The sequence below is a fragment of the Pseudomonas sp. Larv2_ips genome (assembly GCF_963879675.1).
In the GTDB taxonomy this organism is placed as follows: Bacteria; Pseudomonadota; Gammaproteobacteria; order Pseudomonadales; family Pseudomonadaceae; genus Aquipseudomonas.
Map to the genome: position 1 here is coordinate 720,576 of NZ_CAWOAW010000014.1, position 13,535 is coordinate 734,110.

Sequence of the window (13,535 nt, forward strand, 5' to 3'; positions counted from 1 at the left end):
TGCTCGCGAATGCGCTGGAACAGTCGAAACCTTCATTGACTGACACCCAGCATTCGCGAGCAAGCCCGTTTCCACAGTGGAACTTAGCCCGCCTTGAGGACGTTGTGCGGCACTGAGCACACCTCATCCAGAAACTTCACCACGGTCCCCATGCACGCCTGGCGCTCTTCCACGTGGGGCATGTGGCTGGAATCTTCAAACAGCGCCCAGCGCACGTCCGCGATCTCATCCAGAAACGGCTTGACCACCAGTGGCGTCGCCTCGTCGTGTCGGCCGGAAATCACCAGGGTCGGCACATTGATCGCCGACAGGCGGCCAATCACATTCCAGTCCTTGAGGCTGCCAATCACGTGAAACTCGGTCGGGCCGCTCATGGCGTGGTACACCGTCGGGTCGGCGTCCACCGCTGCGAAGGTGCGGGCCACTTCTTCCGGCCACGGTATGACACGGCACACGTGCTGGTCATAAAAAATCCGCGAGGCGGCGAGGTATTCCGGGTCCTGGTAGGTGCCGGCCTGTTCGTGTTTGAGCAGGGTTTCGTGCACGCCTTCAGGCAGCAGTTGGCGCAGGCGGTTGGCTTCGCTGACCCACGTGCGCATGCAGGTGGGCGAGTTGGCCGGGATAAACGCGCGCAAGCCCTTCGGCTGCAGAATCGCGTGCTCGCTGCCGAGCATGCCGCCCCAGGATTGCCCGAGGATCGCGTAGTTATCGCTGATCTGCAGGTGGTCCAGCAGGTTGTTCAGCTCTTCAAGGAACAGGCCGATGGTCCAGAACGACGGGTCTTTGTCCGGCAAATGGGTGGAGCGGCCATTGCCCAACTGGTCGTAGTGAATCACCGCATGGCCGCTGGCGGCCACGTCTTTGAAGGCGTCGACATAGTCATGGGTGCAGCCGGGGCCGCCGTGGATGATCACCAACGGTGTACGGCCGGTGGTCAGGTCGCCAGTGACGCGGTACCAGGTCTGGTAGGCGCCGAATGCCGCATAACCTTCGCGGACTTTCTCGATGAATTCCATTTCGTACCCTGCTCTGAAAAAAAGGATCAGGGATACGATAGTCCGCACGCAAGGTTTAAGTAACTAGCAAAACAGCTAGGTTTTGCCGAAGGTTCAGTCTTCCAGCAAGCGGTAATGCGTGGCGCGAACCACCGCCTGCACGCGGTTCTTGGCCCCCAATTTATGCATCGCCGACGCCAGGTGCAGGGTGACCACCGCCAGCGAGCGGCTCAACTGGGTGGCGATTTCGGCAGCGGTCAGGCCATCGGCAGCCCATTTCAGGCATTCACGCTCGCGTTTGGTCAGGTGAATATGCGGGTAAGTGCGCAGCTCTTTGCTGAACAGCGGGTAGGCCGCTTCCTGCAGGGCATGGGTGATCAGGCTGAAGTCCGCCAGGGTCTGCTGCGCATCCTTCAACACCGTGCTGGCCTTGCCGGTGCGCAAGCCGGTGAGTGACGCGAAACCACCGCGAGGCAGGTGAATCGGCACGCTGACGCCGCAGGTCAGTTGGCGCTCATGCAGGTAAGAAGACACGGGGGCGTGGCAGGGGTCGATGATTTTTTGCAGCGCGGTCTGGGCTTTTGCCTCGTAGGACCATACGAACGGGGACACCGTGCTCAGGGCCAGGTGTTGCACCGGGTCGATCTGGTAAAACCCTTCGCTGCACCACAACGCATGCCAGTCGGGCGGCGTGTTGCGCAGCTCCAGCACCGAAGGCGTGATCAGCGAGCCGTCCTGGTCGATGGGCACCGGCGTGTAGTCGTACACCAGCGCGTCGAAGCCCAGCTGCTGGGCCAGGATAAAGGTATTGTCCATCTGTTCATCCAGGCTCCTGCCCGGCATCAGACGATTATTGAAGGCAGTCAGCCTGGTCAGCATCCGTTCTGCTCCCGAATTCATTTGAATCTCGACTTGCGGCAAGTAGAATGCCACGCCCCGGCGAAGGACTGCCAGGCCAAACCTATAAGAAATACTAGGTTATGGACGCACGGCATCCTCGGTAGTGTTGGCCTGATAAACGGCCGCTACCCGCCAGGCCGATACAACACAAGGAATGTATGCATGTGGCGTGAAATTGCCCCCGACCAGCAGTACAACGTGCAAGTCGACGGCCATAACCTCGTGGTCTACAGCTTTGGCGCTGGCGATGAGGTGCTCTTGTGCCTCAATGGCGGCCCGGGCCTGCCGTGTGACTACTTGCGCGACGCCCATGGCTGGCTCAAAGCGCATAACCTGCGAGTGGTTGCATTCGACCAGCTTGGCACCGGCGCATCAGCCAGACCGACTGATGTTTCCTTGTGGGAAATCAGCCGTTATGTCGAAGAAGTCGAAACCGTGCGCCAGGCCCTCGGCCTGGGCCGCGTGCACCTGCTCGGGCATTCCTGGGGCGGCTGGCTGGGCATCGAATTCGCCATCCATTACCCCGATGCGCTGAAAAGCCTGATCCTCGAAAACACTGTCGGCGACATCCCGCACCTGTCCCAGGAACTCGAACGCCTGCGCGGTGCCCTCGGCAGCGAAACCGTGGCCATGATGCAGCGTCATGAAGCCATGGGCACCCTGGACCACCCGCAGTACCAGGCCGCCATCACCTTGCTCAACTACCGCCACGTCTGCCGCCTGGATGAATGGCCGGAGCCGGTCAAGCGCTCGCTCGGCGACTGGAACATGGGCCCGTACGAAACCATGCAAGGCCCCAACGAATTCCTCTACATCGGCAACCTCAAGGACTGGAACCGCATCCCCGAGATGGCCGAGTTCAAGATGCCGATCCTGATCACCACCGGCCAGCACGATGAGCTCACGCCCGCCTGCGCGCATCGCATGAAGCGGGCCGCCAGGCATGCCGAGTTGCACGTGTTCCCCAACAGCAGCCACATGCCTTTTTATGAGGAGCCCCACGCGTACTTCCCGGTGCTGCTGGACTTCCTCGCGCGTCACCGGGGCTGACGGATGAACCTGGCGCGCTACCGTTTTGTGCTGTCCCGGCCGCTGCAATTGCTGCCGGTGCTGTTTGGCATCAGCCTGATCACCTTTGTGCTGGTGCGCTCGATCCCGGGCGACCCGGCCCGGGCCTTGCTCGGCTCGCGCAGTACGCCGGATGCCTTGCTGAAAATCCGCGCCCAATACGGCCTGGATCAGCCGTTGTGGCTGCAATACTTCTACTTCCTCAAGAACCTGCTCAAGGGCGACCTCGGCCAATCGCTGCTGTACAAAGTCGATGCCTTGAAGCTGATCGTCACCCGCATCGAGCCGACCCTGGTGCTGGTGCTTGGCAGCGTGCTGCTGGCGCTGGTGATTGCGCTGCCGTTGGCGACGTGGGCGGCGCGTAATAAGGGCGGATGGGCGGACAACCTGATTCGTGTGTTCACCACTGTCGGCCTGGGCATGCCGGCGTTCTGGCTGGGCTTGATGTTGATTCTGTTGCTGAGTGTGAAGTGGGGCCTGTTCCCGGTGTCTGGCTACGGCCGAACCTGGCTGGACAAGGCCCACCATATGCTGCTGCCGTGCCTGACCATCGCCCTGGCGCTGTCGGCGGTGCTGGTGCGCAACCTGCGCGCGAGCATGTTGATGGAATTGCAGGCCGATCACGTCACCGCCGCGCGGGCGCGTGGGCTGTCGGAAGCTGCTGTGTTCCGTCGGCATGTGTTGCCCAATTCGCTGGTGCCGGCGGTCAACCTGCTGGCGGTGAACATCGGCTGGCTGATCAGCGGCACGGTGGTGATCGAAAGCCTGTTCGCGATTCCCGGTATCGGCCAATTGCTGGTGCGCGGCATTTTCACCCGTGACTACATGGTGGTGCAGGGCGTGGCCATGGTGCTGGCCTGTGCGACGGTGGTGGTCAACTTCGTTGCCGACGTGGTGACGGTGGCCCTCGATCCACGGGTGAAGATGCAATGAGCGGCCGCCCACTGATTGCTCCGTGGCGTTTGCGCCTGCGTTTTGGTTTTCGCAATGGCCGGCTGACGGCGGCGTGGGGCCTGCTGATCCTGCTGGTGTGGTTGGCCCTGGCGCTGTTTGCACCGTGGCTCGCACCCTTTGACCCGATTGCGCAGAACACTGACATCAGTTTGCTCGGGCCTGGCCTGGCGCACCCGTTCGGCACGGATAACTACGGCCGGGACATCCTTTCACGCGTGATCTGGGGCGCGCGCATCGACCTGCAACTGGCGATTGTCGGGGTGATTTTCCCGTTCATGATCGGCACCTTTGTCGGCGCGGTTTCGGGCTACATCGGCGGGCGCTTCGACAGCTTCTGCATGCGCGTGATCGACGTGATCCTGGCATTCCCGTTTCTTGTGCTGATGCTGGCGATCATGGCGATTCTCGGCCCAGGTTTGAAAAGCTTTTATATCGCCATGGCGCTGGTGGGCTGGGTGTCATATGCGCGGCTGATCCGCTCGCAGATCCTGGTGCTCAAGGAAAGCGAGTTTGCGCTGGCCGCCAAAAGCCTGGGCTTTGGCCATGGGCGCATTCTGTTCCGGCATTTGCTGCCCAACGCCATGTTCGGTTCGATTGTGTTTTCCATGTCTGACGCCGTGCTGGTGCTGCTCAATGGCGCCGCCGTGAGTTACCTGGGCCTGGGCGTGCAACCGCCGACCGCCGAGTGGGGCACGATGGTGGCCGAAGGGCAGGCGTTTATCACCACGGCCTGGTGGATTTGCACCTTTCCGGGCCTGGCCATCGTCACGCTGGCCATGGGCTTCAGCCTGCTCGCCGATGGCGTGGCGCAAGTGTTGGGGGATCGCGCATGAGCCTGCTGCAAGTGCGTGACCTCAGCGTGATCGCCAACAATGCCGGGCGCGATGTCACCTTGGTCGACCGCGTGTCCTTTGATTTGGCCGAGGGTGAAATCCTTGGCCTGGTGGGCGAGAGCGGCTCGGGCAAGACCCTGGCCTGTCGCGGGTTGATGCGCCTGCTGTCGTCGCCCAACTTGCGCGTGCAAGGCGCTGCTGTGCGCCTGGCCGGGCAGGACCTGTTGACGCTGGACGAGGCTGGCATGCGCGCCGTGCGTGGCGGGCAACTGGGCATGATTTTCCAGAACCCCAGCAGCCATCTGGACCCGTTGATGCGCATCGGCGAGCAGATCGCCGAGGGCATTCGCCTGCACCAGGGCGCGTCGAAAAAAGATGCGCGCCTGCAAGCCATCGACGTGCTGCGCCAGGTCGGCATTCCCGATCCCAAGGCACGGGTCGACAACTACCCCCACGAGTTTTCCGGCGGCATGCGCCAGCGCGCGATGATCGCTGTGGCGTTGGGCTGTAATCCTGAAGTGCTGATTGCCGACGAGCCGACCACCGCCCTCGATGTCACCGTACAGGCGCAAATCCTGCGCCTGTTACTGGAGCTGCGCGATCAGCGCGGCCTGTCGATCATCATGATCACCCACGACCTCGGTGTGGTGGCGCAAACCTGTGATTCCATCGCGGTGATGTACGCCGGGCGCCTGTGCGAGCACGGCAGCAAATACGAGTTGCTGGCCAACCCGCAGCACCCGTACACCGCCGGCCTGATTGATTGTCAGCCTGCCCACAGCAGTGGGCACGCGTTGCTGCGCACGATTCCCGGCCAGCCGCCGTTGCTGGACGCATTGCCGCAAGGGTGTCGCTTCAACCCGCGCTGTGCGCAGGCGGGCGCCTTGTGCACGCAGTTGTTGCCCCAAGGCGCGCGGGTGGCGTGCCACTATCCCTTGGGAGACCGATCATGAGCCTGTTGCAGATCAAGGACCTTGAGGTGCGTTTCGCGGCGTCCGGTACGGGCCTGTTTGGCCTGCATAAACAGTGGGTGAGGGCGGTCAATGGTGTCTCGCTGAACCTGGCCGCCGGGGAAACCCTGGGGCTGGTTGGCGAGTCCGGCAGCGGCAAGAGCACGCTCGGCCGGGCGATCCTGCACCTCAACCCGATCAGCGCCGGCCAGGTGCTGTTCGATGGCGTCGACATGGCCCATGGCAGCGCTATCGATATCGCCCGCCTGCGCCATGAAACCGCGATGATTTTCCAGGACCCGTACGCCGCGCTGAACCCGCGCCACACCATCGGCGAAACCCTTGCCGAAGTGTTGCGCGTACAGCGCAAAGTGGCGCCGCAGCAGATACCGGCCCGCGTGAATGAACTGCTCGATCTGGTCGGTCTGCGCCCCGAATTGGCCAGCCGCAAACCCGGCTCTTTAAGCGGCGGCCAGTGCCAGCGTGTCGGTATCGCGCGGGCGCTGGCGGTGGAACCGCGCTTGATCATCGCCGATGAATGCGTGGCGGCGCTGGATGTGTCGATCCAGGGCCAGATCATCAACCTGTTGCTGGAACTGCAGCAGCGCATGAACCTGGCGATCCTGTTTATCGCCCATGACCTGGCCATCGTGCGGCGCCTGTGCGACCGCGTGGCGGTCATGTACCTGGGCAAAATCGTCGAGGAAGGCCCGGTGGAAGCGGTGTTTACCGCACCGCGCCATCCGTACACGGCGGCGCTGATCGAGGCGATCCCCGAGATCGATCCGCATCGGCCGTTGCCTGCAGAACCTTTGCCCGGTGAGCCACCGAGCCCGCTGAATTTGCCCACAGGCTGCGCCTTTCACCCGCGTTGCCGGTACGCCCGAACGATGTGTTCCGTGGTGTTACCGCCGACGCATTTCCTGCACGAGCATCGATACAGTTGCGTGCTTGAAGCGCCACTCACCCCTTCTGCCATTCATGAACAAGGAGTTATGACATGCAATCGCGCCACTTGAAGTTGCTCGCCGCCGCTACGTTGACCGCGTGGTCCCTCACTGCCGGCCTGGCCCAGGCCGCCGGTGTGCTGACCATCGGCTGCCGTGAAGACAGCACCACGTTTGACCCGATCAAAAGCGCGCAAAACCGCGACACCTGGGTGTTCGCCAACGTCTACGACACGCTGGTGCGCGTGGACAACCTGGGCACCAAGATGGAGCCGGGCCTGGCAGAAAGCTGGGACATTTCCAAGGACGGCCTGACCTACACCTTCAAACTGCGCGACGCGAAGTTCTCCGACGGCTCGCCGATCACCGCCGACGACGCAGCGTTCAGCCTGCTGCGTATCCGCGACAACAAGGCCTCGTTGTGGAGCGACCCGTTCAGCCTGATCAACACGGCCAAGGCGTCGGACCCGCACACCCTGGTCGTCACCCTGAAAACTCCGGCTGTAGCCTTCCTCTCGCAATTGGCGTCGCCGACGGTGTCGATCCTGTCGGAAAAAGCCATGACCAAGATGGGCGAAGACGCTTACTCGGAAAACCCGGTGACGTCCGGCGCATTTACCGTGGACGAGTGGCGCAAGGGCGACCGGGTGATTCTGAAAAAGAACCCGAACTTCTGGCAGGCCAACAACGTGAGCCTGGATGGCGTTGAGTGGGTATCGGTCACCGACGACAACACACGCATGCGCATGGTGCAGAACAACGAGCTCGACACAGCGATCTTCGTACCGTTCTCCCGCGTGGAAGAGCTGAAAAAAGACAAGAACGTGGTGATCCACTCCGACCCGTCGACCCGCGAAGACCACTTGCTGATCAATCACGCCCACGGCTTGCTGGCCAAACCGCAAGTGCGCGAGGCGCTGGACATGGCCATCGACAAACAATCGCTGGTCAAGACCGCCACTTACGGTCAGGGCACCGTGGCCTATTCCTACATCCCGAAAGGCTCGCTGTACCACTACGCCAACAACCTGCAACGCCCGTATGACCCGACCGCCGCCAAAAAGCTGCTGGAGGCGGCCGGTGCCAAGGACTTGAAGCTCAACTACGTGGTCAACGCCGGCAACGAAGCCGACGAGCAGATCGCGGTGATCATCAAGGACCAATTGGCCAAGGTCGGCGTGACCGCCAACCTGCAGAAAGTTGACCCGACTCAAAGCTGGCAGATGCTGGTGGACGGTGAGTACGATATTTCGGTGATGTACTGGACCAACGACATCCTCGATCCGGACCAGAAAACCACTTTCGTGCTGGGCCACGACACCAACCAGAACTACATGACCCGCTACAAGAACGACAAGGTCAAGGAGCTGGTGGCGGCTGCGCGGATCGAGGCTGATCCGGTCAAGCGTGAGCAGATGTACATCGAGTTGCAGAAACTGGCGAAACAGGATGTGAACTGGATCGACCTGTACTACAGCCCGTACATCAACATCTCACGCAAGAATGTGAGCAACTTCCTGCAGAACCCGCTGGGGCGCTTCACCCTGGAAGAAGTAGTGAAAAACTAACCCTCCCAGATACACCGCAAACCATTGTGGGAGCTGGCTTGCCTGCGATGGCATCCACTCGGTATATCAAATACACCGCGGTGAGGCCATCGCAGGCAAGCCAGCTCCCACTTAAACCCGGTTCCACAGTTTGATTTGTGCTGTGTCAGGTTTTACTGCGCATCAAACGCCTGCCCATTGACGCCCGCGCTGTCCGGCCCCATCAGGTACAGGTACACCGGCATGATGTCTTCCGGCGCCGGCCTTTCCATCGGGTTTTCGCCTGGATACGCCTGTGCACGCATGCTGGTGCGGGTGCCGCCTGGGTTGATGCTGTTGGAGCGCACCGACGCGACATCCTCCAACTCATCGGCCAGGGTTTGCATCAAGCCTTCAGTCGCGAACTTCGACACGCCGTACGCGCCCCAGTAGGCACGGCCCTTGCGCCCGACGCTGCTGGAGGTGAACACCACCGACGCATCCTGGGACAGCTTGAGCAGCGGCAGCAGCGTGCTGGTCAGCATGAACATTGCGTTGACGTTGACGTGCATCACCCGCATGAAATTCTCACCGGACAGCTGCTCGATCGGCGTGCGTGGGCCGATGATCGAGGCGTTGTGCAGCAGGCCGTCGAGGCGGCCGAACTCCTTTTCGATCATCGCGGCCAGCTCATCGTATTGATGGGGCAGGGCGGTCTCGAGGTTGAACGGAATCACCACCGGTTGCGGTTGGCCTGCCGCTTCGATTTCGTCATACACCTGAGCCAGGTTGGCTTCGGTTTTGCCCAGCAACAGCACGGTAGCGCCATGGGCGGCGTAGGTTTTTGCCGCCGCCGCGCCAATCCCGCGACCGGCGCCGGTCACCAGGATCACCCGGCCTTTGAGCAATTCTGGACGTGCGCAGTAATCAAACATAAATAGCCTCGACAGAATTCAAGATGTTACAGCTCTTGAAGTGGAATCCATTTCAGGTGGGAGCTGGCTTGTCTGCGATAGCACAGTGCCTGTCTCCAGATGGGCTGGCTGGCAGACCGCTGTCGCAGGCAGGCCAGCTCCCACATTGATCTCAGTGTTGGCGAGATCGTCTAACAATCAGCAACTGCACAGTGCGTTATCCAGCACCTTGCGCAGCTCCAACGGGTGGTCCACGACCACGTCGGCGCCCCAGTTGCGGGGGTTGTCGTCCGGGTGGATGTAGCCGAACGTGACCGCTGCGGTGCGGGTGCCGGCGTCGCGGCCGGACTCGATATCGCGCAGGTCATCGCCCACGAACAGCACGCTGGCAGGGTCCAGGTCGAGCATCTTGCACGCCAGGATCAGCGGTTCCGGGTCTGGCTTGCTGTTCTTCACGTGGTCCGGGCAGATCAGCAGCGCCGAACGCTCGGCCAGGCCCAGTTGCTGCATGATCGGTTCGGCAAAGCGCAGCGGCTTGTTGGTGACCACGCCCCAGACCAGGTTGGATTTTTCGATGTCCTGCAGCAGTTCTTCCATGCCGTCGAAGAGCTTGCTGTGGATCGCGCAGCCCTTGAGGTAGCGCTCCAGAAACTCCAGGCGCAGGGCTTCAAAGCCTGGGGATTCCGGGTCCATCGAGAACGTCACGGCAACCATCGCCCGCGCGCCGCCGGAGATTTCATCGCGGATGTGCTGGTCGTTGATCGGCGCCAGGCCGCGGTCGGCGCGCATCGCCTGGCAGATCGCGATGAAGTCCGGCGCGGTGTCCAGCAACGTACCGTCCATATCGAAGAGAACCGCTCGCAACTTCACAGGCTTACTCCTCGCGCAGGGTCTGGATCATGTAGTTGACGTCAACGTCGTTGGCCAGCTTGTAGTGCTTGGTCAGCGGGTTGTAGGTCAGGCCGATGATGTCTTTGACGGTCAGCCCGGCCTGGCGGCTCCAGGCGCCCAGCTCGGAAGGGCGGATGAATTTCTTGAAGTCGTGGGTGCCGCGCGGCAGCAACTTCATGATGTATTCGGCGCCGATGATCGCGAACAGGTAGGCCTTGGGGTTGCGGTTGATGGTGGAGAAGAACACCTGGCCGCCTGGCTTGACCATGCGGAAACAGGCGCGGATCACCGAGGAGGGGTCTGGCACGTGCTCGAGCATCTCAAGGCAGGTGACCACGTCGAACTGCTCGGGCATTTCCTCGGCCAGGGCTTCGGCGGTGATCTGGCGGTATTCCACGCTCACGCCGGATTCCAGCTGGTGCAGTTGCGCGACGGCCAGTGGGGCTTCGCCCATGTCGATGCCCATCACGGTGGCGCCACGCTGGGCCATCGCTTCGCTGAGGATGCCGCCGCCACAACCGACGTCGAGTACCTTTTTGCCGGCCAGGTTGACGCGTTCGTCAATCCAGTTGACCCGCAGCGGGTTGATGTCATGCAGGGGTTTGAACTCGCTTTCGCGGTCCCACCAGCGGTGAGCCAGGGCTTCGAATTTGGCGATTTCGGCGTGGTCGACGTTGCTCATGGTGAATCCTCTAAATCTGATAAATCGGTTTGCAGGTGTTCAAGCGTAGGTGCAAACCCTGCGTTATTCGCTGTGCCCGCTGATGCGATGGCCCCAGGCAATGGCCGTGGCGGTCAACTGTTGTTCATCCATGCGGGTCAATTGCCGGTCGTCGAGCAACTGCTTGCCGGCGACCCAAAGGTGTTTCACGCAATCGCGTCCGGTGGCATAGATAAGCTGTGAGACCGGATCGTAGATCGGTTGTTGCGCCAGCCCTGAAAGATCAAAGGCCACGATGTCGGCAGCCTTGCCGACCTCCAGCGAGCCAATCTCGCTTTCCAGGCCCATGGCGCGCGCGCCGTTGAGCGTGGCCATGCGCAGGGCGCGGTGGGCGTCCAGGGCCGTGGCCGAACCGGCGACGGCTTTGGCCAGCATGGCGGCGGTGCGGGTTTCGCCCAGCAGGTCGAGGTCATTGTTGCTGGCGGCGCCGTCGGTGCCGATCGCCACGTTGACGCCAGCCTGCCACAGACGCTCCACCGGGCAAAAGCCGCTGGCCAGTTTCAGGTTCGATTCCGGGCAATGGATGACGCTGGTGTTGCTTTCTACCAGCAAAGCCAGGTCGTCCTCGCTGATTTGGGTCATATGAACGGCCTGGAAGCGTGGACCGAGCAGGCCGAGGCGGCCCAGGCGCGCCAGCGGGCGTTCGCCGGTCTGCTCGACGGCTTGCTGCACTTCGAAGGCGGTTTCGTGCACGTGCATGTGGATCGAGGCGTCCAGCTCTTCGGCAATTATCCGGATTTTTTCCAGGTTTTCATCGCACACGGTGTACGGCGCGTGGGGACCGAAGGTGATCCGGATGCGCGGATGATGCTTGAGGTCGCCGAACAGCTCGACGCCCTGGCGAATCGCCTCGTCGGCCGTGCTGGCGCCGGGAATCGGGAAGTCGAGGATCGGAATCGCGATCTGCGCGCGCATGCCGCTGTTGTGCACGCAGTCGCTGGCGACCTTGGGGTAGAAGTACATGTCGCAGAAGCAGGTGATGCCGCCCTTGAGCTGCTCGGCGATGGCCAGGTCGGTGCCGTCGCGCACGAAGGCTTCATCGACCCATTTGGCTTCGGCGGGCCAGATGTGTTTTTCCAACCAGGTCATCAGCGGCAGATCGTCGGCCAGCCCGCGAAACAGGCTCATCGCCGCATGGCCGTGGGCGTTGATCAAGCCCGGGCTGAGCAGCATGCCCGGCAGCTCGCGCACCTCGGTGGCGGCCAGCTTCAATGCCGCGGCCCGTGGCCCGATAAAGGCGATGCGACCATCGCGGATGCCCAGGCCATGTTCCTTGAGCACCACGCCGGCAGGTTCGACAGGTACCAGCCAAGTCGGCAGCAGCAATAAGTCGAGCGGGGCGGCAGTGGAGGTCATCGCAGGCTTCTTCCCGGGCAGCTATAAAAGAAGGGCGAAGTATACCCGAGCGTCCTGGCTGGCGGATCGCTATAATCGGCGGCTTTTGTTCATGAGTGCGGGGTAAGGGATGCGCGACCGACTGTTAGCAGCGGAGAAAGTGAAGGCCATCGAATGGCGTGATGGCGCGCTGCACCTGCTCGATCAGCGTGCCTTGCCGTCTCGGGAGTCCTGGGTTGCCTGCACCACTGTGGTTGAAGTGGCCGATGCCATACGCACGATGGTGGTGCGCGGCGCGCCGGCCATTGGTATCAGCGCCGCCTATGGCCTGGTGCTCGCCGCGCGTGAACGCATCGCTGAAGGCGGCGACTGGCAGGCCGCGTGGGAAGAAGACTACGCACTGTTGGCTGATAGCCGTCCGACAGCCGCGAACCTGTTCTGGGCCTTGAAGCGCATGCGCGATCGCCTGGACCGCATCAAGAAGCACGCCGACCCGCTGGCGGCGCTGGAAGCGGAAGCGATTGCGATCCATGAAAGTGATCGAGAGGCCAATGTGGTCATGGCCCAGCTGGGCCTCGAGCGGATTCGCAAGCACCAGGGCAACGCCCAGGCGATCCTGACCCACGGCAATGCCGGCGCACTGGCCACAGGCGGGGTCGGCACGGCCCTGGGGGTGATACGCGCCGCGTTTCTGGAAGGGTTGGTCGAGCATGTCTATGTCAACGAGACGCGCCCCTGGCTGCAGGGTTCGCGGCTGACGGCGTGGGAGCTGGCAGGCGAGGGTATTGCGGTCACGGTGAATGCTGACTCGGCTGGCGCGCATATCCTCAAAACCAAGGGCGTGACGTGGGTGGTGGTCGGCGCCGACTGCATTGCCGCCAACGGTGATGTGGTCGGCACGATCGGCACGTATCAGTTGGCCGTGTGCGCGATGCACCATGGCGTGCGCTTTATGGTGGTGGCGCCCAGCTCGACACTCGATTTGATGATGGCCACGGGCGAAGACGTCGCCCTGGAGGAGCGTGATCCCGGTGAGTTGCTGGACGTCATGGGGCAACAGTTGGATGTGGCAGCTTTGAATCCCGTGTTCGATGTCACCCCGGCTGATCTGATTGATGTGATCGTGACCGAAAAAGGCATCGTCGAGCGCCCGGACACCGCCAAGCTGGCCAAGTTGATGTGCCGTAAGCGCCTGCATTGAGGGGGGTTGGTGACTGTCAGGCTGCTATCGGGGGCAAGCCCCTCCCACATTTTGACTGTGTTCACACGTCGAGTGTGGGAGGGCGCTTGCCCCCGATTGGCCCTATAAGTCAATAAAACCCTTGGATCTGCCCTCAAAAAACAGCACCACCCCACCTCTGAGCCCCTCTCGTCGCCCTCAGGCCCGTCATCCGTCAACTTACTATGCTCCATGCGCATCTGGGGGATAGGTGCGTGGCGGCGATTGTGATAACATCCGGCGGTTTCCAGGGCTGCCTCAAGGGGCTGCCCATAACGTGCA

At 62.1% G+C, this 13,535-nt stretch carries 13 protein-coding genes; 7 read left to right on the plus strand and 6 right to left on the minus strand.

Features of this window, described 5'->3' with window-relative positions; genetic code table 11:
• Window positions 1-83: 83 nt before the first annotated feature.
• Together AACV02_RS09810 and AACV02_RS09815 are read right to left on the minus strand one after the other, a co-directional pair.
• A complete protein-coding gene (locus AACV02_RS09810; RefSeq protein WP_106576885.1) occupies window positions 84-1,016 on the minus strand; it encodes a proline iminopeptidase-family hydrolase in 933 nt (310 codons plus the stop codon).
• A gap of 93 nt (window positions 1,017-1,109) precedes the next feature.
• Window positions 1,110-1,874, minus strand: coding sequence for a LuxR family transcriptional regulator (locus tag AACV02_RS09815; protein WP_119739256.1), 765 nt, complete (start codon window positions 1,872-1,874; stop codon window positions 1,110-1,112).
• Window positions 1,875-2,057: 183 nt separating this feature from the next.
• On the opposite strand from AACV02_RS09815, the gene AACV02_RS09820 reads away from it, so the two are divergent.
• From AACV02_RS09820 to AACV02_RS09845, 6 genes are read left to right on the plus strand one after another with little or no spacing between them, the layout of a single operon-like run.
• Window positions 2,058-2,945: a proline iminopeptidase-family hydrolase gene (locus tag AACV02_RS09820; RefSeq protein WP_119739258.1), complete on the plus strand. Its 888-nt coding sequence runs from the start codon at window positions 2,058-2,060 to the stop codon at window positions 2,943-2,945.
• 3 nt (window positions 2,946-2,948) lie between these two features.
• Entirely contained in the window at window positions 2,949-3,896 is a 948-nt protein-coding gene (locus AACV02_RS09825) for an ABC transporter permease (protein ID WP_119739260.1), read from the plus strand.
• Window positions 3,893-4,750, plus strand: coding sequence for an ABC transporter permease (locus AACV02_RS09830; RefSeq protein ID WP_119739262.1), 858 nt, complete (start codon window positions 3,893-3,895; stop codon window positions 4,748-4,750). The genes AACV02_RS09825 and AACV02_RS09830 overlap by 4 nt, the downstream gene beginning before the upstream one ends.
• Window positions 4,747-5,703, plus strand: a complete 957-nt coding sequence (locus AACV02_RS09835; protein WP_119739264.1) for an ABC transporter ATP-binding protein — start codon at window positions 4,747-4,749, stop codon at window positions 5,701-5,703. The genes AACV02_RS09830 and AACV02_RS09835 overlap by 4 nt, the downstream gene beginning before the upstream one ends.
• Complete coding sequence (locus AACV02_RS09840) at window positions 5,700-6,719, plus strand: ABC transporter ATP-binding protein (protein ID WP_119739266.1); 1,020 nt, start codon at window positions 5,700-5,702, stop codon at window positions 6,717-6,719. The genes AACV02_RS09835 and AACV02_RS09840 overlap by 4 nt, the downstream gene beginning before the upstream one ends.
• Window positions 6,701-8,215, plus strand: coding sequence for an ABC transporter substrate-binding protein (locus AACV02_RS09845; RefSeq protein ID WP_119739268.1), 1,515 nt, complete (start codon window positions 6,701-6,703; stop codon window positions 8,213-8,215). Before AACV02_RS09840 ends, AACV02_RS09845 begins: the two co-directional genes overlap by 19 nt.
• Before the next feature lie 152 nt (window positions 8,216-8,367).
• Here the strand turns inward: AACV02_RS09845 and AACV02_RS09850 are convergent, their stop codons facing one another.
• The 4 genes from AACV02_RS09850 to AACV02_RS09865 all read right to left on the minus strand — a co-directional run bounded on the left by AACV02_RS09850 (window position 8,368) and on the right by AACV02_RS09865 (window position 12,055).
• Window positions 8,368-9,108 (minus strand): YciK family oxidoreductase, encoded by a 741-nt coding sequence (locus AACV02_RS09850; RefSeq protein WP_119739270.1) that lies wholly within the window; start codon window positions 9,106-9,108, stop codon window positions 8,368-8,370.
• 177 nt (window positions 9,109-9,285) lie between these two features.
• Complete coding sequence (mupP, locus tag AACV02_RS09855; protein ID WP_106576876.1) at window positions 9,286-9,957, minus strand: N-acetylmuramic acid 6-phosphate phosphatase MupP; 672 nt, start codon at window positions 9,955-9,957, stop codon at window positions 9,286-9,288.
• Between the two features lie 4 nt (window positions 9,958-9,961).
• Window positions 9,962-10,660, minus strand: a complete 699-nt coding sequence (gene ubiG, locus AACV02_RS09860; RefSeq protein WP_003189760.1) for a bifunctional 2-polyprenyl-6-hydroxyphenol methylase/3-demethylubiquinol 3-O-methyltransferase UbiG — start codon at window positions 10,658-10,660, stop codon at window positions 9,962-9,964.
• Window positions 10,661-10,723: 63 nt separating this feature from the next.
• Complete coding sequence (locus AACV02_RS09865; protein WP_119739272.1) at window positions 10,724-12,055, minus strand: TRZ/ATZ family hydrolase; 1,332 nt, start codon at window positions 12,053-12,055, stop codon at window positions 10,724-10,726.
• A 109-nt stretch (window positions 12,056-12,164) separates the two neighbouring features.
• Here AACV02_RS09865 and mtnA point away from each other — a divergent pair, with 109 nt between their 5' ends.
• Window positions 12,165-13,235, plus strand: a complete 1,071-nt coding sequence (gene mtnA, locus AACV02_RS09870; protein WP_119739274.1) for an S-methyl-5-thioribose-1-phosphate isomerase — start codon at window positions 12,165-12,167, stop codon at window positions 13,233-13,235.
• Window positions 13,236-13,535: the final 300 nt, after the last annotated feature.